Source organism: Pseudolactococcus yaeyamensis (assembly GCF_054658615.1).
In genome coordinates this window covers 1-25,700 of the sequence record NZ_BAAGGP010000038.1, presented here as the reverse complement: position 1 = coordinate 25,700, position 25,700 = coordinate 1, and the positions used below count along the sequence as shown (strand labels likewise).

The window sequence follows — 25,700 nt, the reverse complement described above, 5'->3', positions numbered from 1 at the left end:
AGCACAAGTCCTTGATAGCACTTGCGAAAAAATGAATTTTTCGTAGGCTTATTTAGTGTACCTTAGTTTCATAAATCTTGTAAAATAAATTTACAAGTCTTACTTGACTTATTACCACTAGACTTAAAACAATGTCAAAGGATATTTGAGTTGACGAGACTACTTGCCTAACTTAAGGTGTTGATTAATCGTCTAACTTGATTTGTTTGGCAGCCTCCTGATACTGTTCATGACCACCTGTCAAATTATAGACCGTTTTAAATCCCTCATGTCGTAAAATATTTTGTGCCGCATTGCCAGCAACGCCTTTATAACAATACACAACGGTCAATTTATCTTTATCAAGACTGGCAGATTGTTCTCGTAGCGCTGATAAGGGGATATGAATCGCATCGGGAATATGACTCTCAGCATAGCTTTCGGCTGTTCTCGCGTCAATAATGGTCATTTCAGTGTATTTATCTTGTAAAGCTAGCAATTCCTGAGGTGTCAGCAACAGCGCCTTGTTTAAAGCATTCGTCAGCGCCATTCCTGTATAGGCAACCGCATCTTTTGTCGTCGAAAAAGGGGGTTGCATAGGCTAAATCCATGTGAAATAAATCCTCGGCTTTTACGCCTAATGTAATAGTTGATGCAAAGACATCAATTCTTTTATCTACCCCTTGTGGGCCAATAATTTGAACCCCTAAAATGCGATGCGTCTGTTTATTTGCAACAGCTTTAATCACCATATCTTTTCCCGCCATATAGGCTGGCTTATCTGGTTTGATATTAAACAAAACAGCAACCTCATACCCTTCAGCTAGTGCCTCTTTTTCAGTCAAACCGGTTTGCGCAATGGTTAAATCAAAAAAGCGTAGAATACCTGTACCGAGAATACCTTGAAAACGTAGCTCCCCACCTGTCATCGCATCGCCAGCAATTCTGCCCATTTTATTAGCCGTTGTCGCCATAGGCCGATAAATCGGTTTGCCAGTAATCACATGAAAACTCTCAGCCACATCGCCAACCGCATAAACACCCTCAAGATTAGTCTGCATGGTCGTATCTATCGCAATCGCACCCGTTTCGCCTAGAGCAACACCAATAGATGTTGCAAGAGAAGTATTAGGAACCACACCTGTCGCGATGATATAGAGATCAGCTTGAAGGACATTGCCTTTAGTCGTGACAGCTCTTTCAAGACGCGTCTCGCCACTAACTTCAGCAATCGTTTCTTCCGCTCGAAACGCAATGCCTTGCTTGCGCATCTCATCTTCAATCCGAACCGCCATATCCCAATCCAAATGTGGCATGGGGTGTTGGCTACGTTGCAAAACAGTCACGTCAAGACCTTGTGCTTTCAGCTGTTCAGCCATCTCTAGTCCAATATAGCCAGCACCAACAACAACAGCTGTTTTGGGCTGTTGATGATTGATGAATGACTTGATAACTTGACCACTGTGAATATTTCTAACCTGAAAAACATTATCAAAAGTGTGACCTTGAAAAACTTCTGGTGTCTGATAGCTAGCACCTGTCGCAAAAACAAGTAAATCATAGGTGTCCTCAAAAATCTCGTCCGTCAAAAGATTTTTCACCAAGGCCGTTTTAGCTGCGTGATCAATGCGCAAGACTTCATGCGACGTGTGAACGTCAACGTTATGACGTGCCTTAAACCATTTGGCGTCACGTGGCGTCAACTCGTCAAAATCCCCAACTTCTCCTCCGACAGCATAAGGAATGCCACAAACGGCGTAGGAAATGTCTGTATCTTTGTCATAGAGCGTAATTATCGTACTTTCAGAATTGCGGCGTGCCTTGGTTGCGACACTTGTTCCTGAGGCAACGGAACCAATAATCATAATTTTCATAGCCGTTCACTTTCCTTTTCTTAGCTTTATCTCCAATGTAACCAATTGCGCTGGGCTTGTCAAGAAAAAACATCATGCGCCCTTGCACATGATGTCTCAATCTAGTTATAAGTCTAAAATATCAATTAATTGAGTGACCTGATGTGTCGCTTTTACCATTTCTTGATTTTCTGGCGCAAAGTAAATCGTGTCAATTTCCGCATTTTGACCGGCGAGGATATCAATATCACGATCCCCAATCATCACAGGTTGCACTGGCGCATACTTCTCCAGTAAATAATGAATGGAATTTGGACTCGGCTTTCTGGCAAAGCCATTACTAGACGTGACGACCTCTGTGAAATAGCTCGAGATCCCTGCAGCAGCAAGAATTTCCAAAACCTGATCATTGCGATGCGAAATCATAAAGTTCCGATGGCCACTTTGGACAATGGTTGCCAGCACACGCTCAGCGTCAGGAAACAAAACAGGTGTCGTCAGAGTTTGGGCCTCTCTTTTTTTGTAGATGGCTGTAAAATCTGGCAGTCCAGCTGCAAATTGAGAGACTGCAAAGTCAGTCGATACCCGAAGGGCAGCGTAGACTACCTGATAGTCGACATTGACCCCAAAGTCTTCTCGTAAGACCTCATGAAAAGCCGTCGCTGAGGTTTGATAGTTATCAAGTAGCGTGCCACCTAAATCCCAAATGTAATCTGTATAACTCATGATTTTCCTTCTTCTAATGACAGTAAAATAACACTGACTAAGGTCACCAACATTGATATGCCCACCATTGCGTCAAAGGGCATGTCGAATAAAAAGATACTAAAAACGGCTGCTAAAATCGGCTCCATAGCCGCACAGACCTCTGCCACGATGGCAGACACGTACTTAATCGCGCTCATATTAAACATAAAGGCGATGGCCGTACCAATGACTGCGACACCAAGCGCCAGTAGGAGACTTTCAGTCGTCAGCGTGAAATCCAGATGCCAGACTGGATGGACACAGTTCATGACAACACCCGCAATCATCATCCCCCAACCGGTCACATTCATGACATCATAAGTCTGCAAAAGTCGCTTAGGAATGAGCGAATAGGACACCACCGCAACCGCTGATAAGACACCTAGGAACAAGGCGAGTGGCGACAAAGCCATGGTCGAGATATTCCCATGGGTTGTCAAGAAAAAGATACCCGTCATAGCAATCAAGACTAAAATCAGAGACTTGAGATTGGGTTTCTGACGCCGAAAAATGGCCAAATAAGCCAGTAAGAAAATCGGCGATGTAAACTGAAGCACCGTTGCGGTCGCAGCGCCTGCAACCTGAATACAGGCGTAGAAAGTCAACTGAACCATCAGCACACCAAAAATCGCGTAGCCAAATAAGGGCGCGTAATTTCTCTTATCCTGCCAAATCGCCAAAAACTCAGATGGTTTTTGAATGAGGGAAAGCATCAATAAAATAATCCCTGCCACAGTTAAGCGAAAGGTTGTAATCCATAGCGCATTTCCACCAAACTCCTCAAAAAAGAGCTGACCAAAGACACCTGAAAATGCCCATAAAACACCTGCTGAAATGGCATAAATCGTGCCTTTAAAAATGTTAGCCTTGCTATTTTTCATTCTTTTATTTTAACATAAATTTTGAGATTTTTTCACTTACCGGTCTCATTCTTAAAAGGCGTTAGCTCAATCACCTGATCAGCCACATTTTTGACAAAGGTCACATCATGTTCAACGACAATCAGCGCTGGTTTGACGGTTTGCAATAAGGTCTCAATCTGCTCGTGATTAAACACATCGAGATAATTCAGTGGTTCGTCCCAGATGAAAAGTTCAGCTGATTGTGACAGAGATTTGGCTAATTCGACCTTTTTTTGTTGACCCATGGACATGTCTTCGATTTTTTGATGGAAAACCGTCCGTGCCATGCCTAATTTTCTGAGATTATTGAGGAATGCCGTATAATCCAATTGATGTTGGTCTGAAAATGACTTTAAATCGCCTTGATTATCTTCATAAATTTGCCGGACGTAAGAAATATTCAGGTCTTTACTTTCAGCTAAACCAATCAATTTTTGGAGTAGTTGAGACTTGCCAATACCATTTTGCCCTGTGATGGCTGTGATTTGTCCGGCGTTTTGTTGCAAGTTAATGGGTGTGAATAAAGGCTGACCGTTAAAGCAAACTGTCAAATTTTCCTCATCTAGTAGGCATTGATGGTGGCTAGGCTGATAAACCATGCTTAACGCGTCAACTTTCTCAATATTCTTGAGTAATTTTTCTTTTTCAGTAATTTCTGAATACATCCGATGCTCTAGAACCTTAGCTTTTTTCATCTGACGGGCACTTCTAGCGCCGATAAAGCCTGTATCACCAATAGCGCCACTCCCCTTTTTACGGGGGTCACCGTACTTATCCTTTTCTCGACTACGTGACCAGTCAGCCTTATCGCGCGCTGTTTGTTTCAGGCGACCAATCTCTGACTTGAGTTTATCATTTTGCGCCCACTCAAAGTCATCGCGCTGTTTCTTCTGTTGTTCATAAGTCGAAAAATTCGCTGCTAGGAGTGCCAAACCATTGCGCTCAATAGCAAGTAAGTGATCCGAAACCTCGTCTAAGAACTGACGATCATGGCTGACAACGATGTAACCAGATTTACTGCGTTTTAAGTAACTGGCAATTTTAGCGCGACTAGCCGCATCTAAGTGGTTGGTCGGCTCATCAATCAAAGGAAAATTCCCCTCATCTAGGAAAAGGCCTGCCAGCAAAACTTTGGTCTGCTCGCCACCTGACAGCGTTTCAAATGGTCGCCATAAAATATCTTCTGGCAAGCCTAACAAGTTTAGTTCTCTCTGAATTTGCCAATCTGGCGCATCATATAGGTCGTCTAAAATGAATTTAGTCAACTGCGTTTTATCTCTTATCGTCTGAGGAAAATAGACGAAAGTAACATCGGCACGAATTCGACCTGCATATGGTAATTCGCCAAGCAATAATTTCATCAGGGTTGTCTTCCCCCGACCATTTCGCCCGACCAAGGCAAGTTTCCAGCTCTTATCAAACGTCACAGAAACATTTTCAAAAATCGCTTTGTCATCATAGCCAAAGCTCAATTGTTTTATGTCTATCAAAAAAGCACCTCCATTTACTTAAATCCTTAAGCTGAAAGTGCCTTAAAAAGCCTTGTTTTTTCTGCAAAATTGGCATCATGAAATAGGCCATGATGGTTCTGCTAGTCAAGGTGAAAAGTCCGCACAAATAAGCTTAATAAAAATTCGTTAAAAATTTTCAATCACTTAAATGCGCAATGGACCCCACCTCATCAGCGTTTGAACGCCGATACCCTCTTTATTTTTTCTCATTTTAACACAAAAAAACCACTTTTTCAAGTGATTTTCTTAATTTTTTTATCCTTTAAGTTCAATGGCCATATCAAGACCTTTGTCGCCTTGCATCAAACCATACATTTGCATAGGGATATCTTTAACTGGTGTTTCAGGGAATTTCTTAGTCACTTCGTCAACCATGTAACGAGCTTGTGGGCCAATCATGATAACATCTGCCTTAGGGCCTTCTGAATCAACTTCTGCAAGCCCATAAGCTTTAACATCAAAGTCAAGACCACGTTTTTCAGCTTCTTGCTGCATTTTTTGTGCAAAAAGTGAAGTTGACATGCCTGCTGAGCAGAATAATTTTACTGTAGTTGTCATTTGTGAGTACCATCTTCGTTTACAATGTTTCTTTCACTGCAAACGCTTTCCTTTATTTGATAAACTCATTATATACCAAAAATACCACTTTGCAAAGTAGTATGTGTTTTATTTGTTATGACACAGTCAATCTGTTCTGTAACGATTGCGATTACTTACCTGATTTTTGCCTTGTTCCAATGAAAATTTTGGCTCCTGATTATATTTCATGGATAGCACTAAGCCTATCCCAATTAGGTTACCGATAAGCGAACTACCGCCCTGAGAGATGAAGGGCAACGGAATTCCGGTCAGTGGCAGAACACCGATATTGGCACCGATATTTTCAAAAACGTGGAAAAGAATCATCATCGTAATCCCAGTCGAAACATAGATATAAAACTGATTATTGGCACGAATGGTTACCCGAATCATCCGATAGATGAGAATAAAATACAGTAAAATGACAAATGCTGAGCCGATAAAACCAAAATTCTCTCCGATTACCGTGAAAATCATATCAGACTCACGCACCGGAACGCTAATATTAGCGATATTAAACCCTTTGCCGTATAAGCCACCAGTCGCAATCGCTAGTAGACCCTGAGCTTGCTGATAAGTAGAGCCTTGAGCATTGGCAAATGGATTACGCCAGGCATCAATCCGTAGAATTTGATACTGATCCATACCAACTGATTTTAAAAATTCACGGCCTGCATCAAAAGTCGTCAGATAAATAATTCCTCCACCAAGTAGGCCTACAAGTAGCACAACTGGCAAAATCAGCCGCCAAGAAATACCCGATACCACAACAATCCCTGCAAAAATCGCCATAAAGACAAGCGCTGTTCCGAAGTCTTTTTGTGCGACTAAAAGCCCCATGACTGGCAGTGTTACCAGAAACATGAACAAAATCAGTAGGATATCATCTTTCAATAAGCGCTTCTTCAAGCGATTTTGGAAACTCACGACGACTCGCGCCATGAGTAAGATATAGGAAATTTTCATGAATTCTGATGGTTGGAAAAGGTTAGTGCCACCCAGATAGACCCAGTTTTTAGACCCCGTCAAGGAAACAGTTAAAGAATCATAAAACTTCAAGGGCAAAATCATCAGGATAATCCCCAGACCATATAAAATCGGTGTAAATTTCCAGAGCATCTTGGCATCGAAATGCATGACAACAAGCGCCACAACAATCCCTGCAATCCCCCAAGTAATCTGCTGGGTCATAACGTTCGTCACGCGAGCTGGATAATCATGACTCGTCGCAATATAAAGGACTAATAAACCTATCAAATTCAGTAAAAATGCTGGTAAAATCAACGCATAATCAATTCGGCTATCAAAAGTTAATTTTTGTTTTTTCATTATGCTTTATTATATCACACCGCACTCAGCAGTCCAATACCAGACTAAGCAAAATTTCCTTAACTATTTTGTCATAAACTTTCGTTTCCCTAGAAGTCTAGCCAAACAAAAAATCCGACATTGCGTCAGATTTTTTTCGTATTCAACAAGAGCGAGCTCACAATCACACTCACACTCGACAAACTCATGGCAAGCGCTGCAAACATGGGATTTAACAAGCCAAATGCCGCAAGCGGAATCCCCACAAGATTATAAATAAAGGCCCAGAAATAATTTTGATGAATCTTTCCGACCGTCTTTTGAGACAGCCGAATCAAGCTGATAATTTTCGCCAGCGAATTTTCTGATGTGATGACCACATCCCCCGACTGCATGGCGATATCACTTCCTGATCCCATCGCCACGCCAACTAAAGCGCTGGATAAAGCGACCGAATCGTTAATGCCATCTCCGACCATCATGGCATTCGGCGTGCTGCTGACGACTTGCGCTTTTTTCACTGGATTAGCTTGCGCAATCACTGTATCAACCTTGACAAGTGCATTGATTTTAGCAGCTGCCGTCTCATTATCTCCTGTCAGCATGGTTGTTTTGATGCCCATGCGGGCAAGGTCGGCTATCGTTTGAGCAGCGTCTGCTTTGATTTCAGATGAGAAGGTCGCAATACCTAGTAGATTTGTCGCAGTTGCTAGATAGATACTAGTGTCTGAGGATGCAGAAACGTCTATTCCCTGCTCTGCCATCAAATCAGCATTCCCCGCAAAATAAGTTTGATTTTGAATCATTCCTGTCAGACCACGCCCAGCCAATTCTTGACAATTTGAAACGGGCAATACCTCTATCCCTTTCAAAGCTTGTGCCAAGGGGTGGTTAGAGAAACTTTCTAAGCTAGCTAGAATTTGAAAGTCTTCGTCAGACCCAGACCAATTAGTCAACTGAAAGTGGCCTGTCGTAATCGTGCCAGTCTTATCAAAAATCACAGTCGAAATCTGTTTGCTGTGTTCAAGTGCGTTGGCATCTTTTATCAAAATACCATTTCTAGCGCCCAGACCCGTTGCGACCATAATCGCCGTCGGTGTTGCTAAGCCTAGCGCACAAGGGCAGGAAATGACGAGAACACTGGTTGCGTGCAAGAGGGCTTGGCTGATGTCTTGGGTGAAGATGGCTGTCAAGATAAAGGTCACTAGGGCAATGGCCAAAACAACCGGCACGAAGACTGCTGAGATGCGGTCTGCCATTTTTTGAATTTCTGGCTTGGTGGCTTGAGCTTCTGCCATGGCGGTCATCATTTGCGAGATAGCAGAGTCGTCCAAGGTGTGAATGACACGCGCCGTGATGACACCGTCTAAGTTGACTGCGCCTTCCATAACCGTCTGTTTCACTGTTTTCGTGACAGGTACAGCTTCGCCTGTCAGTGAAGATTCATCAAAACTCGCCTGTCCTGTCAAAATTTCTAAATCTAGCGGCACACGCTCGCCCGGTTTAACGAGAATGACTTGATTTTCAGCAATCGTCTCAACTGGTGTCTCAATTTCTTGGTCATCTTTTAAGAGATGAACCGTTTTAGCTTGTTTCTTTTGCAGACTATAAATGGCTGCTGACGTATTTTTCTTAGCTCGATTTTCTAGATTTTTACCGAGTAGGACAAGTGTGATAATGACTGCGGCAGATTCAAAATTGACTGCTGACGTGTTTCCCATAAACAAGCCAAAAACAAGACTAGAAACATAGGCAACTGTCGTACCGAGTGCGACAAGGACGTCCATATTGGCTGACTTATTTTTCAAAGCCATGTAAGCACCTTTGTAAAATCTAGCACCAAAGATGAATTGAACAGGTGTCGCAAGGAGAAACTGGATGATTGGCTTGTGAAAAATCATCAAACTGTGCACGTGCATGGTACCTGCAATCATTCCCAGTAACATGGGCAGGGTTAAAATCGCAGATAGGACAAACGACCAAAAAAGTTTTTTCTCTGCGCGCTCCTTTGCCTGACGAATTTTTTCGCGGTGTGCCTTATCATCAACAATCGCACCATAGCCCGCTTGTCGAACTGTCTCTATCACAGTCTCAACATCGCAGTCATCTTGCATGACGACTTTGGCTTTTTCTGTTGCTAAATTGACACTGGCTTCTATGATTTGGTCAGAGGCATTCAGTGCCTTATCCACTCGCATGACACAGTTGGCACAGGTCATGCCTGTAATGACAAAAGATTGTGTTTTCATATCAAAAGACTTTCCTATTTTAAAAAAGCGCTGGTCTAAATTAAAGCCAACGCTTCGTCACACTATCAGGTTAAACCACTTTATAGCCCGCCGCAGCAACTGCAGCACTTAACTGTTCAAGCGGTGTCTCTTCTGACTTCACAACTGCTTCGCCTTTTTTGAGATTGACTTTAGCAGATACGACACCAGAAACAGCTTCAAGCGCTTCTGTCACATGTGCCACACAGTGTTGACAAGTCATGCCTTCAATTTTTAAATGTGTTTTAATCATGAGATAACCTCCATTACTTTCATATCATCAATTGCATGATCATGATCACAAGTACATGCACTGAACTTTTCTAAACAATCACAAGTCACATGACAAGCCGGTGTCTTAGCCGTTAATGCCTCACTAATCATTTGCAGATTTTCTGCAGTAAGTTTGGCATCATCAATTAAATTAACCAAAACATCGACGTGTTTTTTGGCACAAACCTTGTCAAGTAATTCTTGCCCCATCAAACCAACTGCCTGACATTCAGACATAGTCGGTGTATAGATAAATTTCCGACCTGATTTTGTCGTGGTCAGCATGTCTTTTTTTACTAAACGCCCTAAAAGGGTCTTTATCGTTGCGACAGACCAGTCATTAGATGTTGCGATTTGACAGGCTATTTGATCAACGGATGCTTGCTCCAAAGTCCAAATCGCCCGCATCACGATCATCTCTGAGTCTGATATATTGACTTTCATATCACCACCTCTATTATAGTTTACACTTGTAAACTATAATTGTCAAGTTAAACTACTCCCTAATTTAACACTAGCATTTACAACTTACTCAATCTCTGGATTGAATCACCGCGACAATTCCTGATTTGAAGTCAATGGTAACAGGCAATTCATCAACAAACTCATTTGAAGAGAGAGAAAAGTTTGATGGAAAATCAGTCTTTGGTAGTTCATACTTGGCTTGCTTGATTGAGAATCCAATCACAGGAGTCAAACTAGCAAAAGCCAAATAAGTCATCTGTGGTATTTTTCTTAACATATGTTGACCTGGATTTACAAATCTAATGTTATTTTGTGCATCTAGGAGGATAATTTTAGATAATAACTTAGAAAATCTAGCTTGTAAGACTAAATAAAATATCTGAATTTCATGGTCGAATCTACCACCCAATCCACCTAAAATCAAGATATCACTAACATTTGGAAACAGTCTCATAGTCGTCAATATCGCAAGTTCTAAATCTGTATCATCTTTTTCAGCCGGTGATTGTTCTATCTGATCTGCATAAGCACGGACTGCCATATACTCATCTAAATTTAAACTATCAAAATCACCAATTGCAAGATGAACTGGAAAACCCGCCTGCATCAATCGATAGGCGCCTCTGTCAACACCGACAAAAAAAACATCTGCGCCTTTTGTCTGTTCAGCAATCAATTCCTCAAAATTTTCGGCAGGTCCACCTGCTAAAATGACTATTTTCATAAGTCTCATTATACCAAAAAACGCCCTAAGACGTTAAATTCTTTGACAGATCATGTAAGAAAATTTCTTACTTCTATCATTTTTAACAAATATTTCAAGCAATATATCTAAATTAAAGAATTCAAACTAGGCAAAAATATTAATCATTTATTATTTTTGCCCCTAGCTGTTGCTATGTAACTTACCGTCCCTTCGTTATCACTAATTAGCATGTCTTTTGCACCAATAATACAATATCAATCTTTACTGGGTGCGTGTTTCCAAATAGATTCATAACCACCTATTCTAGTAGAGTCGCCAGAATTTTCACCATTCATCGTCGTTCTCATCAACTCTAAACTATACCTTCTATAATTAGGATTTTTTGGCTCTGCACCAACATTGACTAATAAATTATCTACAAAAAATGCTGCTTTGCCTAATCTATCATGACTAGCTTCATATTTTAGGTCAACTAATTTTGCTGCCTCTAAGCCAAAACTAATATCTTGTTGATCAAAAACCGCATTATAAACTTGATAAAATTGTTTTAAATATTCTTCCTCTGATAAACCATCTTTAAAAAAAATAGTAATTCGGTAGTGTCTATCTGTTTTTTCAAAAAAGTCTGAGTTTGATAACTCAAAGCCGATATAGTTGTGGTTGTTATTCCAAGTATATAAATTAATCGCATAATTTTCTATAAAATCAAACTGATTTAGAATAGCTTCTATCGGTTTCGCTACTTTTGGCATATAATAGCTTGCTAGATAATCAGTGTGAAGATAATCATCATCCGTACCACCTGCCCATGCAGTAACACCATCTTGATCACTAACCATTGTGTCAAGAATTTTAGATTTTGGCTTATAGATATAAAACTTCTTATCATGACTGATAATTTTGAATTTTTTACCCGGAAATTTTTTCTCAAGCTGAATGATTAAACTTTTATCCGCATCTGCAGCGGTATTGTAATTATATTTTTTTGATGTCATGTGACAACCTCCTAGAATAGTAAAGACGATTGTAACGATGATGACTAAGCAACATTTTTTTAAAGTCCCCATGTATAACTCACCGTCCCTTCGTTATCACTAATTAGCATGTCTTTTGCACCAATAATACAATATCAATCTTTACTAGGTGTGTGTTTCCAAACAACACCATACGAATCTAGCCTGTCGAAATCTGTAGAATTTTCGACAATTAAATCTGAAGTCATCATTTCTAAACTATATTTTCGATAATTAGGATTTTTAGGCTCTGCGCCAACATCAGTTAGTAATTTATTTGCCAAAAAAGCAGCCTTGCCTAATCTATCTTGACTAGCCTCATATTTAAGGTCAACTAATCTAGTTGCCGCCAAGCCAAAACTAATTTCTTGTTGCTCACAAAGCACATCATAAACTTGATGGATTTGCTTGCCATATTCTTCCTCTGATAAACCATCTTTTAGAAAAATAATAATTCGGTAATGTCTATCTGTTTTTTCAAAAAATTCTGGGTTTGATAATTCAAAGCCGATATAGTTGTGGTTGTTATTCCAAGCAAATAAACTAACTGAATAATTTTCTATAAAATCAAATTGATTTAAAATAGCTTCTATCGGTTTCGCTACTTTTGGCATATAATAGCTTGCTAGATAATCTGTGTGAACGTAACCTTTATTGAGATAATTTTCATCTGAGCCACTTACTTTCGCAATAATACCGTCCTGGTCACTAACCATTGTATCAAGAATTTTTGCCACAGCTCTAAAATCATAAAATTTTTTATCATGGCTGATAATTTTAAATTTTTTGCCAGGAAACTGTTCCTCAAGCTGAATGATTAAACTTTTATCCGCATCTGCAGCGGTATTGTAATTATATTTTTTTGATGTCATGTGACAACCTCCTAGAATAGTAATGACGATTGTGACGATGATGACTAAACAACATTTTTTTAAAGTCCCCATGTATAACTCACCGTCCCTTCAACATTATCAATTTCAAGCTTACTTACCCCACCATTTGTACTCATGGCATAATAAACTGCCTGACGGACATCTGGATCTGGGATATGAAGCGTTGTTTTGTTATAAAAATTATTTTTGGTTTGATTCGGGTCTGTTTTGATTTGTAAATTCCAAAAATGATCGCCAGCGTCTGCATAACTTCCTGTATCATTTTTATCAACTAATAACTTATCCCTTGACTTATTACGCATTTCATTTTCAATCCGAATCTGATCCTTTTCAGCAGCAGCAGGTGCCCAATCTTTTCCACCAATTTCTTTGGCAAACTTGTCAGACTTATCAAGGTCTTTGTTCGGGTCATCAACATACCACCCAACTTCTGAACCATAGCCCTGTCCAAAACCATAAGTTCCTTTCCAAAGTTGCAGTCGATATTTTTTCCCATTCACTTCAAAGGCGAAAACTGCTGTATCTAAGTCCATACCTAAAGGTGACCCACCATATTCAAAATTATCACCAAAACCGAACTGGCTCTGTAAAGAGTGTTCATTCGTATAGTAATAATCGCCATCTGGCTGATATTCAAAACCAAGATGTTGACTAACTAGTCCTTTGACTGAATCAAAACCGCCTCTTTCTAAAAGCTCTTTAATCTCCTGAGTTGTTTTACCTGAAAACGAGTCAAAAGTCGCAGCTAGCGCCTTATCCCCGAGCAGACGAGCAGCTCTTGCTAACCAAGGACATACTGTTTTTAGGTTATCGGCAGGCAAATTGCTGAGTGTGCCTACTTTGTAGAGTAACCAAGTTCTTAGTGCAGCAAGTTCTGCCTCTGATAAACCTTGACCGAGTTCTAGTTTAAACAGCATTTTCATGATGAAATCAGTTTGGGAAAGAGAATTTCTTTCTTTTCTAATTGTTCCATCTTTATCAAACTCGAAGAATTTCTCCAAAGCTTTTTGATAAGCCGCTTTCCGTCTCAAAAACTTTGCTCTATTCTTTTCATACTCAGCGTTTTTTCCTAAAGCTGAGCTAAATACCACACCAAATAAGTTCTTATACCAACTCATATCCGCATTTTCTGGCAGATAATAATTACCAAAGCTATCAACCATCGTATTGGAAAGGGTTTCAATTCCTTGTAAAGCATAATTTAAAGCTGCTAAACTATCTTGAAACAAGTTGAAAGTCTGATCATCAAAAGCGTACAGTTTTTTGAGCTTATTTTGTTCCTTAAGAATATCTCTTTCAATTTGCGCAATCATTCTTTTTAGCTCGGCATTATCCGGTGCTAACCAGTTTTCGATATCATCTCCGATAAAAGGAAGCTCATAGAGTAGATGATTATTAGCTTGGAGTTGCATTTCAAGACTATCCAAGTCATTATTTTTAAGTTCTAGCATGCGTATGATACTATCTTCGGATAAAATCGTTTCATCAGCGACAATATTTTCAGCTTTTTTATAAGACGCTAAATCTTTTTCAACATCATCAACTGCCTGAGAAAAACGTTGAATCACGAAATCTATTAAGTCAGAAAAGAGTGTTTTCCCAGCATTATAAGCGGCACCTGACAGGTCTGTCCCCTCTCCTAAAGATTCGATAAGATGTGTGCTACCATGTGATAACCTGTCTGTTATCTCTTGTGCCGCCTTAAGATTTGTCTCTAGGACAGTTTGTAATTCCTGTGATTCAGATTGACTGTATGTTAATCCCATGGTAAACGACTCCTTTCTTCATGCAGTATTTCACGCTCATCATCTAATTTTCGAATGTTTTGTTTGCGGAAAAATTCAAGACTGTCTAGCTGTTCATTGAAAAAATGCTTGCTTTGATTTTGTAAAAACATTAGATCTTCTAGCTCATCTCCTAAACTTGATGATATCTCATGTAATTCTATCATGAGATAGAGTTCTTCTTCTTGGTTATATTGCAGTGTATCTGCCGTATCTGATAGCTGCTGTGCGTATTTACGAAGCGTATCATCTAGGTCGTCCATTTCTTGTTCTTTTTTACGAATTTTCAAATCATATTCAAAACGTTTGTCATCATTTTTATCCCTCATTTAAAGCGCTCACTTTCAGCTAAATCAACTTCTTCAAATTTAGCGGCAATTTCTGGAAATTTTTGTGCTTGTTCTAAAACCATTTCAACAAGGGCAGCCGTTCTATTTAATAATTCATTATTAATGGTTTGAGCTGTTGTGAGACTTGATAAGTTTGAAAAACTGACTGTAATAGTTTGATTTATCAGTGAACTTGTATCAATACCTACTAATTCACTGATTGCTGATTGAGCTGAACTGAAATTCGATTTGATTGTCACCATAACATCATCCTTTTTTGTTAATATTATTATTATTTTATATTTTTAATTCTGTATTGTCAAATATAAATAAAGTTTGTATTATAATTATGACTATCTAAATAGATTTTTCATATAAAAAAAACGCATGGAAACTTTTCCACACGATTTTTTTATCTCATTTTATTTATACAGTGATTTAGATTTGCCATACCACCAACTAAAGAAATGTTTTTGTAGCCAGGGCTGAAGCCATTTATCTAGGCCAAACGACCGACCTGACCCATTCATCAGGGCGATAGCGACAAAGATAAACCAGATGTTAACCCAGTAGAACATGCCTGAAAGGGAGAACATAACAGTCAAGGCTGCGGTTGCGGCTGCGGCAATCCAAGTGAAAGCGCCGACAATCAGGGCAAGAGCGAGCGCAACTTCGACGATTGACATGAATTTCTGCATGAAAAGCGCGACTTCTTTATTTGGAATCATGAATTTAAAGATGGGCTCTAACCAGTCGGGTACTTTGTCAAGGACTGCCATTGGTTCATGGCCGTAAGAGTAAGACAGGCCGAATTCAGCGGCTGATTTTGTCGCTTCAGCGGTACCAGATGTTGCGGCACCACTAGCTGCTGCCGTAGCATCGGCCACTTTTGTAGCCGTTTCAGCAGCACCAGTAGAAGCGCCTGCTGCTGCATCTGCTACGGTTGTCGCTGTTTCTTTGAGCCAAGCAAATGGGAAATGGAGGTCATTTGTGAACCATGATCCTTTACCAAACCAAGTTGAGGGGTTCAAGAGTTTACCGTCGCCGACCCACTTAGTAGAGGCTTCTGTTAACCAGACAAAGCCATAAAAAATACGTAGAGGAACCGACCAGAGGACATTGCCTAAACGTGATGTGTGACCACGGAAAAGATTGCGTTGATTCGGTGTATGGAAGAACTCATTTTTCAGGTAAGTGAAGAAATACCAGAGACTGCCGATTTGCAAGGTGTACAAGATATAAATCAAGTGTTTGACAAGCATGGCAAAGAATCCTGACAAATGCCATTTGCCCATGAGGGATGCGACACCCCATTTAGAGCCGACTGATACCATGGTGCCTTGATATTTACCGACAAATTTGTGCTTGTCACCACCTTTGATCTCTGCGATGATATTTTCAGAGGCGGTATGGGCTGTTTGTTCAGCTGCTTCAACGATTTGTGGGGTTGGCCGACCTGTCGCTTCTTCGATGAAGCCTGAAACGTCTCCTGCCACATAAATGCCTTGACTTTCAAAACCTTGCGCTTCCATGTAGGCGTTGGCTGTCAAACGATGACCACGTTCACTTTCAGCAAGACCATAAGCTGTGGCTTGCGTATTGCCTTGCACACCAGTTGTCCAGATGAGTGTGTGCGTTGGAATATCCGCACCATCTTTAATTTTGATGTGGTCTGCTGCGACTTCTGTAATTGCATGATTTAAAAGCAAGTTGACGTTTTTCTTGCCAAGATATTTGACTACTTTATCAGCTTCAGAACGGTCTAAAGTGTTAAGAATCGTTGGCATCATTTCAACGACATTGAGCGTGATTTCTGACTCATTGAGTTTATAATCACGCGCTACGACTTGATGCCATTCGATTAGCTCCCCGACCATTTCAATACCAGTAAAGCCAGAACCCGCAACGACAAAATTAAGCAAGGCTTTGCGTTTGTCGTCGTCATGTTCGAGTGACGCTTTTTCGACCACGGTTTCTAAATGGCGCTTGATTTTGAGCGCATCTCCCATTGACCATAAGGTAAAGGCGTTTTCTTTGACACCCGGCACACCAAAGTCGTTAGGTTCGCCCCCAATGGCAACGATGACATAGTCGAAGTCTAGGACACCACTGGCTTTAGTTGTGACTTTTTTATTTACTTTGTCTAAACCAATCACTTCGTCTGTCAAAATTTGCACGTTTTTACGATGGGCAAATAATTTATGCAAATCATATTGGGCATTCGTGAAAGGCACACGGCCTGCGGCGACTTCATGCAACTGTGTCATCATCGTATGATAGCTGTGCTTATCAATTAATGTAATCTCTGCCTCATTTTTTAACTTTTTCGACAAAGTTTTGGTCGCCTTAACACCAGCAAATCCAGCACCAATCACGATTATTTTTTTCTTAGACATTTAACATCTCCTAATGTTATAGATTATAATTTCTGTGTCAAAACGTACACTCTAATTATAGTCTTTTTAGACTCAAAAGTAAAACTAAAGAAACAAGTCACAATTCCTGAGAACTGTGCTTTATTTTCATTTTTTAAAGGTCTACAACTTTCTATTCTTTACCGCATCAGCTAAATTCTCATTTAAAAGGACAGGAATGAAATGGTAAATTTCGCAATCAGAAAGACAAAGATGACTAGAATGGTAAGGTTAATCAAGGAACTGAACATAAAGTCATGTCGATTAGATTTCAAGGCTTCAGCACGCGTTACCTCATCTTCATAGGTTTGTTTGCGTCTGTCAGACCAGTTCCGATAGTTTTGTAAAAAGACGAGACAGTTCAATACCAAACCAATCAAACACACAATCAAGAAAAGACCTTGTGACACACGACTTGTGAATAACGATGTATCTGTTTCTCGTGGCATCGTGATTAGAAAATTCATCAGCTCTTCCCTTCTGTTTTAGTCATTTTAGTTCGAGTCGGGCTGACCCATGTTCCCTTGCCAGCAAAACCAAAGACGGTTTTAATGGCAGGAATAAAGGTTGTCGCAATCGTCAAAGCATTCATCTGCCAATACCAGACCATATAACCCGGTGCAAAAATCAAGTATTTCATTTTAGCACCATGGTTATCAAGAGCAAGTGAGGCGACTAATTGCCAGACACCAACCATTGAAATAAAGGCCGAAAAGAGGAAAGTCATATCTAAGGTATGAACAAGTTGCTCTGAATCATTGGTAAAGACGAAATAAATGACTTTTAAAATGAGCCAAGTTGTAAAAATCAGATAGTAGAAACTCCATAGAATACTACCCGTTTGGTCGAGTAACATGACAATTTTAGGCGCATTTTTAATCGGATGTTTAGCAACCCGTTTAAAATTTGTCAACCAAGCCTCAGTCCCACCTTTTGCCCAACGTTTTCTTTGGTGATAGAGCATATTAAAGGTATTGGGAACATTCATGTAAAACATAATATCAGGAGCAAAAACAGCTTGCCAGCCATTAAACTGCTGATCCCAAGCAATTGAGATATCTTCGGTTGCTCGGTCTTGACGGAAACCACCACAGTCTAAAATGGCATCTTTACGATACATGGTATTGGCACCTGAGTAAGCATACATATTCCCTAAAACACCCATTTGTGAGCGTTTAATAATGCCAACAATGCTTGAGAATTCAACTGTCTGTGATTTTTCAACTAGTAAGGAACGGTTTTGAACATCCATGTTAGCTGTTACTGCTGCTGTATTTTGCCCCCCGGGGCTGAGGAAATAATTCATATATTTTTGTAGCGCATTGGGTTCAGGTACCGTATCTGCATCATTGCTTAAGATATACTCGCCTCTAGCGAAAGATAGACCAATATTAAAGGCATGAGCTTTCCCGTTGTTCTTATTAACCCGCAAAACTCTGAGATTGTCATACTTTAAGCGCAGTCTATCCAAAATTTCAGGCGTGGTATCTGTCGAACCATCATCACAAACCAGAACTTCATAGTTATGATAGTCGAGTTCGTGCATCAGATAGTCAATCGTTTCTTCAATCATAACCTCTTCGTTATGACAAGGAATCATGATTGTAATCATCGGTTCTTCTTTTCGAGGGATTTTCTTAAAATCCTTATCTAAAAATTTACCGACATAGATTGTCCGATAAAAAATACCACCTATCGTCCAACAAATCGCACCAATAATCGGATAAAGCGTTAGAATTTGAACAAAGATTGATAATGTCATCTAATCTCCACCCCGTTTTCTTTAAATAAATCCTCAATCATCCGATCAGGCAAGTTTTTTTCACCATCAACTGCGTAATATCTAGCAGATTCTCTTGATTTTAGATCTCCGAAACGTTCCGTGTACATCTTGTCTAAAATCGCTTTTCGTTCTGCTAATTTTTCGGCATCATATGTTTTCTTTTTAGGATAAACATTTTGCTCCCGATAATTATTTCTATAAAGAAAGGCAAGACTACAAACTAAAATTACCACGAAAGCCAACAAAATAGCGGAATTCAAGTAATCTGTCAACTCAAAACCATCTGTATAAGTCCAATGGTAGAAAGATTTCCAAAGATGACCAGCTTGAAGCGAGTTAAACAGAATAACGATGGGAACAACTAAAACGGCCAAGAAAGCCAGATTGAAAAGTACTTGGCGAATTTTCAACCACCAATGCCCTTTTTCAAAAAAGTTATCCTGCACAAAATCTTTAGGTTGAGGATGAGATTTTTCAGGTGTTTCTGGTACGTTATCCATAAGTTTCTTCCTCCTTTTCTACCATAATCTTCAGATTATACTTCTCATCAGCTAAGTAAGTTTTTTCCCTTTGCAATAGTGTTTGATGAGTTTTGGGGCTAGCATAATAACCTGTATTTTCAAGTTCAAGTTTTAATTCATAGAGTGCTTCTTTCATAAATGATGCCTGACCACATTCAAAATATCTGACTAATAGTGTCAAAAATTCAACAGAAAGATAAGCTTCAGGTACTCTAGGTTCTAATAAAATAGGCTTAGAGATAATCTCAGTCGCTTGCGCATCGATTGCTTTAATATCGACAGATAAACTAGAGATTAATTTTTTTTCAAATAGTCTTCTAAAAGACCGAAAGAATGGTCGACTACAAATCATATGCATAAACAGATAAGGCAAGATAAAGAGTAAGGCTGTCACCATCACTAAGCCGATTAATCGTGTGCCAAAAATGGCAAATGTTTGATGATTAAAGATACTGACTTTTGATGTTAATAAATAAAGCCAAACAACTACAGGTAAAATTGCTGACAATGCGCCCACAATGACTGAGCGTCTCGCACGTGCTTTTTCATGGAAAAGTCTAAGTCGCTCATTTCTGGCATACGATACCTTTTCCAAATCCTCTAAAAGCACAATAGAGGCGTAGCAGTAATCCAAATCGCTTAATTTTCCCAAAACAACCTCCTTTTTCAATCATTCAAAATGGGTTATTTTTGATTTTTGGGTCTCGCCCTAAATCAAAGATATTCTTTTTTAATAAAGCTGTTCCATTTTTTCTTGCTGACGAATTTTATCAGCAACTAATTTCATGAAACTTTTTGGATTTTTAAAACCATGTTTATAGTAGAAATCAATGTATTCAATTTCATCAACTGTCGCATTATTTTGGATGGCAAGTGAGACAATATCAGCTTGAGCAGCAATTTCAGGGGCAACTCCTTTACTTTGCATCCCTAAAATTTTATGTGTCCCTCTCTCATAAATCATCCAGAGTTCAAAATAACCTTCGCTACTGACATAATCATTTCTGACATAGACAGATTTACAGTCAAAGCCTTCTTCTTTGGCTTTTTCCAAACTCAAGCCTGTCATACAAAGTGTCATTTCTTCATCGAAATTCAGTTTATAGGTCCCCTGAGATTTGTTCAATTTCACTTTAGGTTCAAGTAAATTAATGGCAGCAACATCCCCTTGTCGAATCGCATCACTCACGTGGGGCACATAATTCGGGTGCTTCATATTTGTGACATTTGTAGTCGAGCAGTCACCAACTGCGAAAACATCTGGATGACTGGTTTGCATATAGTCATCCACAATAATCGCACCTTTATCGCCAAGCTCAAGCTGGTCAGCTGCCAAAAATGTATTAGGACGAAAACCAGTAGCATAGATAACACCGTCCGCAACAAATTCTCGACCATCGCGTGTAATCACACGACTAATTGTTTTCCCAACATTTCCTTCATGGATATTGGTATTTTCGATTGTTTCCTCTTGAATATCAGTGACAACAGAATTTGTCACGATATCTATCCCTCTCAACGCCAAGGTCTTCTGAACATCTTCTGCAACATCTTTGTCGAGATAACGGTTTAAAATATTGTCAGAAGCATGGATCAAGGTTGTTTGAATTTTAGCATTATTCATTAATTGCGCAATCTCGACACCAATCGCACCCCCACCGATGATAATGACACTCCGTGAGACACGCATAAATCTCTTGATTTTTTCTGCATCTATATAATTTTTGATGATAAATAATTTATCCCGAAATTGACCTTTTACAAGTGGTAAAGATGGATAAGAACCTGTTGCAAGAATCAACTTGTCATATTTGTCTTCAAATTCATTATCTTCGACTAAATCGACAACTTTGATTACTTTATTCGTCATATCAATGTCGCTGACAGAAAATTGTGTTTTAACTAGAATGCCCAAATTTTCAAGCTCAGAAATGGTTGTGTAGCTTGACATCTTCAAAAAGTTTGTATTCCCTGACAAATAAAGTGGAATACTCTGAGCAATAAATCCAATGTTTTTATTTTTTTCGTAAATCACAATACGTGCATCAGGGTACTCTTCACGAGCTCTTGTTGCACAGGCAATCGCTGCGTGTGAGCCACCAATAATTCTAATTTCCATACCGTTTCCTCTTTTCTGTCTTCCCAATTCAAACCACTCTCGCTCACCAATTCTTGTTAAATCTGAGTTTCCAAATGATAATTGATTATGATTTAATTATATCAAAAAAATATAAATAAATGTTTCTAAACCCATCTTTGATAAATAGAATGATTCTTACTACCTTAAACTCTTCCTTCAATTTTTCTAATTCAAGATTATCAAGTCTTTGGTATTTCTCTTTCTAAGATTTCAACTGACGATGACTTAAAACATGGCACTATTGACACGATTAAAAATGACGATAAATCACTATCAAAAAATGACGATTTTCTGTTATAATTTAAGATATGAAAACAATTTTGATTGCAGATGATGATCGTGCCATTTTAGCACTCTTATCTTATACATTTGAATCTGATGGCTTTAAAGTGGCATTAGCTGAAAATGGGCAAGCGGCTTTAGACCTTGCGTCAAAGCAAAACTTTGATGTGATTTTACTTGATATGATGATGCCTGAGTTATCCGGTCTAGCGGTGACCGAAGCTTTACGCCAAAGTGCCAATTACACGCCCATTATCATCTTGACGGCACGGGAAGATGATGACCTGAAAATTACTGGGATTAATTCTGGCGTGGATGATTATCTGGATAAGACGACACCTCAGCGGGAAATCGTGGCGCGCGCTAATGCTTTGATTCGGCGGGATCAGATTTATCAAAAGTCGAGTCAGGTTACCGAATCGCCAGACTACTATAACTTTGATGGACTAGAAATTGATCTCAAGACGAAATCAGCGAGTTTGGCTGACGCTAAAATTGAGTTATCAAAGCGAGAATTTAATCTTCTGATTTTTCTAATTCAAAATCGGGATCAAATTGTCAGTCGTGAGGCGATTCTAACTGAGTTTTGGGGCGAAACGCAGGATTATGAAACGCGTGTGGTCGATGTAACGATTAGTAATTTGCGCAAAAAACTGCACAACCAATTTATCAAAACAAAAAGAGGGTTCGGGTATCAATTCAGTGAACATCATACCAAAGACATTTAAGAAAAAGAAACGCTCAAAATTCAGACTGGTTCTGATTTTTTCAAGTCTTTATTTTCTGGCGACGATTTTAGTGATTTTGCTGCTCAATACGCATACGATGACAACTGATACAAATCATTTGGTGAATCGTGCTTATAAGATTTCTGATACTTTGAATCAATCGCCTGATACTAAATTTGATGAGACGGTCAAAATCTTACCTAAAAACAGTCAAGCTGAGGCTGCTCAAAATATCCAAAAAGGGGCGACTTTTTCAAGAACTACGACCGCCAAGAAAATGATCATCACAGTGCCAAATTATGAAAAGGCCATCTTGAAAAACTACATTCAAGTGGCCAGTCAGCGCTCCTCCACCTTATTTGAGACTGTCGTTGTGATTATTTTCACTGGTTTGATTTATCTGATTGGTCTGGGGCAATTTTACCTTGCTAATAAAAAAAGGCTAATCTTTGAAGCTGATACCATTGCCAAAATCAAGAATATCAGACGCAGTCCGCTGACACAGAGCTATTTGATTTCTGAAAATGATAATAAAATCACAACAGAGCTGAATCATCTCGGCGAGACCATTCAGCATCAGGCAGAGAGTTCAACACCTGCCAAGAAAAATCTCTACGCTTTTATCGAATTTTTCGAGTTTCCAATTTTTATCTATGACCTAAAAGGTACGATTCGCCGTAGCAATGCCAGCTTTCAAAATGAATTTATGGCGACCAAAAATCTGGATGTCTTCAGTCCTTACAGCGATGTCCTCCAGTTTCTGGTCAATAAGATGTTAAAACCGACACGACAAGAACGGACATTTTATTTCGAGAAAATCAACGCTTATTACACCGTTACGGTGCAACCTATTGAAGCCTTAGAACGTCGACTCATGGTGACGATGATTGATGTGACAGCCTATAAAGTCACAACACGTGCCCATACTGACTTCATCGCAAATGTTTCTCACGACCTCAAAACACCACTTGCTGCGATTTCTGGATTCGCCGATATTTTGGTCAATGACTTTGACAAACTACCGCCAGAGCAGATAAAGGGCTTTGCTAAACATATCGTCAAGGAAACAAAACGCCTATCAAGTTTAGTGACTGATACGCTTGAAATGACCCGTCAACCCATTCATATCAAAAAGAAAAAACTTAATTTGACTGTATTAGCCCATGACGTTCTTGAAAATTTTAAACTAGCGATTCAAGAGAAATCTCTCCAAGTCACGACACAATTTGATGACATAACCGTCAAATCTAACGAGAAACATCTCTATGCCGTCCTTAAAAATTTGATAGAAAATGCGATTAACTACACGCCGAATGGTGGTAAAATCTATATCTGTGTGACAACAATTTCTGGTAAAGTAACATTTTCCATCTCTGATAATGGTCCCGGGTTGACAGAACTTGAAAAATCACGGATTTTCGAGCGTTTCTATCGCGCTGACCAAACTCGTGAAGCTGAAGGAACTGGTCTGGGTCTTGCAATTGTCAAGAAAAACCTGACTGAGCTTGGTGGACAGATTGATGTTGTCAGTGTTGTTGGTAAGGGGACTACCTTCACAGCGACCTTATGATGTTTTCCTACCTCTTGATACATTAAAATCCAAAAAAATCGTGATGCGTGAACACGATTTTTTTGATTGTTTATTTCATGAATTGCCCCCAACTGCTAGGCATTCGCCAGTGATTAGGGCGGAAAACGATAGGGAACTGTAGCCCCTGTTAAAATTTTCCTTTTAGTCAAGCATCTCCTGTTCTTCGTCTTCATAGAGACGTGAAATTTTGCGATACCATTTGTAAAAATAAACGACGATAACTTTAGTAGAGGCATAGACAGGAATCCCAATTAGGACACCCCAAAAACCGAAAATTTTACCAGACGTCAAGAGAACAAATAAAATTGTAATCGGATGAATATTCAATTTGCTACCTAAGACAAGCGGGCTAACAAAACGCCCCTCAATTGTTTGCTCAATAACAAAGACAATGGCAACTTTGAGGACCATAAGCGGTCCTGCCACCAAGGCGATGATAAAGGCTGGAATCATGGCTAGAAACGACCCTAGATAAGGAATTAAGTTTAAGAAACCAGCTGCAATCCCAATAACAACAGCATACTTGAGACCAATAATTGAGAACATGATTGAGAACATAATCGCAACTGTTGCAGCGACAATCAATTGACCACGAACATAACTTGACAACTGTAAATTAACTTGTGTCAAGACAGTTGATGTATCGTTACGCCAAGCATTCGGTAGCATATTCGTCATATATTGATTGAGTGATTTTCCATCACGTAAGAGGTAAAACAAAATAAAGGGAAAAATCATCAACGAGATAATCACACTAGTCGCAGTTGATAAGAATGAACTTGTACTATTGACCAAAGTCGTTGAAAGATTTTTAGAAATTTCAATCAAATTGTCTGAAAAACTCGTGACGGCTTTTTCAATTTGTGGTCTAAATTGTTTAAACCGTTCATCGCCAAGGAGACTAGTAATATGTTTTTCGCCTGATTCGACATAATCAGGAAAATTAGCCGCAAATTTTTCGCCTTGTGTCACCATATTTGGAATCGCAACTGCTAATCCCCAGATAATCAAAGCTAGAATTATCGCAAATAAAACCGAAATTGATACCACCCGATTTACTTTACGTGCCTCAAAATAATCGACAATCGGATTCAATAGATAGTAAAAAACGGCTGCTAAAATAATCGGTAACATGATGACACCGAGAAAATCGGCAATCGGTTGAAACATAAAGCTCAATTTCGTCAAAAGCAAAATATTTAACAAAAAAAGCAAGACAACTGCAAAACCAGTCGCCACTTTATTATCTAATAACCATTTGAAAAACCAAGTCGTTCTAAAACTATTTTTATCGTTCATTATCCTTCACCTATCTAATCAACCTATTGCTTTCAATTTATGTAAAATTTGAAACAACTTTATAATTAATATTATAGCATACCTGATGCTATTAGCAGACTTCAAACTATTTTATAGAGCTTACACGCTATTAAATCTACGATAACCCCCAACCTTTAAAGCGCATACATCCTCTTTTCAGGCATATTTCAAAAGTTATGCTATAATCCCGAGTTTGACAGTTAAAACTAAAAAATACACCCCCAAAAGCTATTATATCAAGGGATATGATAGTTTTTCACAACTTCACACTTGTTGTAGACGGTTGGTTTTGATATAATATAAATATGGCAT

Annotated in this window: 23 protein-coding genes and 1 pseudogene; 2 read left to right on the top strand and 22 right to left on the bottom strand. The window is 39.2% G+C overall.

Features of this window, described 5'->3' with window-relative positions; translation table 11 throughout:
* Window positions 1-184: 184 nt before the first annotated feature.
* From ACYQ21_RS08675 to ACYQ21_RS08575, 21 genes and pseudogenes are all read right to left on the bottom strand, one after another.
* Window positions 185-1,853, bottom strand: a pseudogene (locus tag ACYQ21_RS08675) (FAD-dependent oxidoreductase).
* 105 nt (window positions 1,854-1,958) lie between these two features.
* Window positions 1,959-2,558 (bottom strand): HAD-IA family hydrolase, encoded by a 600-nt coding sequence (locus ACYQ21_RS08670; protein ID WP_460057609.1) that lies wholly within the window; start codon window positions 2,556-2,558, stop codon window positions 1,959-1,961.
* The gene (locus tag ACYQ21_RS08665; RefSeq protein ID WP_460057606.1) at window positions 2,555-3,460 is read right to left on the bottom strand and encodes a DMT family transporter; all 906 of its coding nucleotides are present in this window, start codon (window positions 3,458-3,460) and stop codon (window positions 2,555-2,557) included. Before ACYQ21_RS08665 ends, ACYQ21_RS08670 begins: the two co-directional genes overlap by 4 nt.
* 32 nt (window positions 3,461-3,492) lie before the next feature.
* Window positions 3,493-4,971: a ribosomal protection-like ABC-F family protein gene (gene abc-f / locus ACYQ21_RS08660; RefSeq protein WP_460057604.1), complete on the bottom strand. Its 1,479-nt coding sequence runs from the start codon at window positions 4,969-4,971 to the stop codon at window positions 3,493-3,495.
* A 276-nt stretch (window positions 4,972-5,247) separates the two neighbouring features.
* A complete protein-coding gene (locus ACYQ21_RS08655) occupies window positions 5,248-5,550 on the bottom strand; it encodes a PTS sugar transporter subunit IIB (RefSeq protein ID WP_460057601.1) in 303 nt (100 codons plus the stop codon).
* A gap of 126 nt (window positions 5,551-5,676) precedes the next feature.
* Window positions 5,677-6,900: an FtsW/RodA/SpoVE family cell cycle protein gene (locus tag ACYQ21_RS08650; protein ID WP_460057599.1), complete on the bottom strand. Its 1,224-nt coding sequence runs from the start codon at window positions 6,898-6,900 to the stop codon at window positions 5,677-5,679.
* A gap of 125 nt (window positions 6,901-7,025) precedes the next feature.
* Entirely contained in the window at window positions 7,026-9,128 is a 2,103-nt protein-coding gene (locus tag ACYQ21_RS08645) for a heavy metal translocating P-type ATPase (protein WP_460057597.1), read from the bottom strand.
* A 70-nt stretch (window positions 9,129-9,198) separates the two neighbouring features.
* Window positions 9,199-9,399, bottom strand: coding sequence for a heavy-metal-associated domain-containing protein (locus ACYQ21_RS08640; RefSeq protein WP_460057594.1), 201 nt, complete (start codon window positions 9,397-9,399; stop codon window positions 9,199-9,201).
* The gene (locus ACYQ21_RS08635) at window positions 9,396-9,863 is read right to left on the bottom strand and encodes a CopY/TcrY family copper transport repressor (RefSeq protein WP_460057592.1); all 468 of its coding nucleotides are present in this window, start codon (window positions 9,861-9,863) and stop codon (window positions 9,396-9,398) included. The genes ACYQ21_RS08640 and ACYQ21_RS08635 overlap by 4 nt, the downstream gene beginning before the upstream one ends.
* Before the next feature lie 88 nt (window positions 9,864-9,951).
* A complete protein-coding gene (locus ACYQ21_RS08630) occupies window positions 9,952-10,608 on the bottom strand; it encodes a thiamine diphosphokinase (RefSeq protein ID WP_460057590.1) in 657 nt (218 codons plus the stop codon).
* Window positions 10,609-10,844: 236 nt separating this feature from the next.
* Entirely contained in the window at window positions 10,845-11,585 is a 741-nt protein-coding gene (locus tag ACYQ21_RS08625; protein WP_460057588.1) for a hypothetical protein, read from the bottom strand.
* A 134-nt stretch (window positions 11,586-11,719) separates the two neighbouring features.
* On the bottom strand, window positions 11,720-12,475 hold the full coding sequence (locus tag ACYQ21_RS08620) for a hypothetical protein (RefSeq protein ID WP_460057585.1): 756 nt from the start codon (window positions 12,473-12,475) through the stop codon (window positions 11,720-11,722).
* A gap of 59 nt (window positions 12,476-12,534) precedes the next feature.
* Window positions 12,535-14,262: a DUF4474 domain-containing protein gene (locus ACYQ21_RS08615; protein WP_460057583.1), complete on the bottom strand. Its 1,728-nt coding sequence runs from the start codon at window positions 14,260-14,262 to the stop codon at window positions 12,535-12,537.
* Window positions 14,253-14,609 (bottom strand): hypothetical protein, encoded by a 357-nt coding sequence (locus ACYQ21_RS08610; protein ID WP_460057581.1) that lies wholly within the window; start codon window positions 14,607-14,609, stop codon window positions 14,253-14,255. Before ACYQ21_RS08610 ends, ACYQ21_RS08615 begins: the two co-directional genes overlap by 10 nt.
* Entirely contained in the window at window positions 14,606-14,872 is a 267-nt protein-coding gene (locus ACYQ21_RS08605) for a TIGR04197 family type VII secretion effector (RefSeq protein ID WP_460057578.1), read from the bottom strand. The genes ACYQ21_RS08610 and ACYQ21_RS08605 overlap by 4 nt, the downstream gene beginning before the upstream one ends.
* 159 nt (window positions 14,873-15,031) lie before the next feature.
* Window positions 15,032-17,005 carry an NAD(P)/FAD-dependent oxidoreductase gene (locus tag ACYQ21_RS08600; protein ID WP_460057576.1) on the bottom strand — a complete coding sequence of 658 codons (1,974 nt, stop codon included), beginning with the start codon at window positions 17,003-17,005 and terminating at the stop codon, window positions 15,032-15,034.
* Between the two features lie 182 nt (window positions 17,006-17,187).
* A complete protein-coding gene (locus ACYQ21_RS08595; RefSeq protein ID WP_460057574.1) occupies window positions 17,188-17,490 on the bottom strand; it encodes a hypothetical protein in 303 nt (100 codons plus the stop codon).
* Window positions 17,490-18,785: a glycosyltransferase family 2 protein gene (locus ACYQ21_RS08590; protein ID WP_460057572.1), complete on the bottom strand. Its 1,296-nt coding sequence runs from the start codon at window positions 18,783-18,785 to the stop codon at window positions 17,490-17,492. The genes ACYQ21_RS08595 and ACYQ21_RS08590 overlap by 1 nt, the downstream gene beginning before the upstream one ends.
* Entirely contained in the window at window positions 18,782-19,306 is a 525-nt protein-coding gene (locus ACYQ21_RS08585) for a hypothetical protein (RefSeq protein WP_460057570.1), read from the bottom strand. The genes ACYQ21_RS08590 and ACYQ21_RS08585 overlap by 4 nt, the downstream gene beginning before the upstream one ends.
* Window positions 19,299-19,979: a hypothetical protein gene (locus tag ACYQ21_RS08580; protein ID WP_460057567.1), complete on the bottom strand. Its 681-nt coding sequence runs from the start codon at window positions 19,977-19,979 to the stop codon at window positions 19,299-19,301. Before ACYQ21_RS08580 ends, ACYQ21_RS08585 begins: the two co-directional genes overlap by 8 nt.
* A 78-nt stretch (window positions 19,980-20,057) precedes the next feature.
* Complete coding sequence (locus ACYQ21_RS08575; protein ID WP_460057565.1) at window positions 20,058-21,446, bottom strand: FAD-dependent oxidoreductase; 1,389 nt, start codon at window positions 21,444-21,446, stop codon at window positions 20,058-20,060.
* A gap of 329 nt (window positions 21,447-21,775) precedes the next feature.
* Here ACYQ21_RS08575 and ACYQ21_RS08570 point away from each other — a divergent pair, with 329 nt between their 5' ends.
* Both ACYQ21_RS08570 and ACYQ21_RS08565 read left to right on the top strand, forming a co-directional pair.
* Window positions 21,776-22,477 (top strand): response regulator transcription factor, encoded by a 702-nt coding sequence (locus ACYQ21_RS08570; RefSeq protein WP_460057563.1) that lies wholly within the window; start codon window positions 21,776-21,778, stop codon window positions 22,475-22,477.
* Complete coding sequence (locus ACYQ21_RS08565) at window positions 22,452-24,047, top strand: sensor histidine kinase (RefSeq protein WP_460057561.1); 1,596 nt, start codon at window positions 22,452-22,454, stop codon at window positions 24,045-24,047. The genes ACYQ21_RS08570 and ACYQ21_RS08565 overlap by 26 nt, the downstream gene beginning before the upstream one ends.
* Window positions 24,048-24,209: 162 nt before the next feature.
* On the opposite strand, the gene ACYQ21_RS08560 is transcribed toward ACYQ21_RS08565, so the two are convergent.
* Window positions 24,210-25,367 carry an AI-2E family transporter gene (locus tag ACYQ21_RS08560; RefSeq protein WP_460057559.1) on the bottom strand — a complete coding sequence of 386 codons (1,158 nt, stop codon included), beginning with the start codon at window positions 25,365-25,367 and terminating at the stop codon, window positions 24,210-24,212.
* Window positions 25,368-25,700 lie beyond the last annotated feature (333 nt).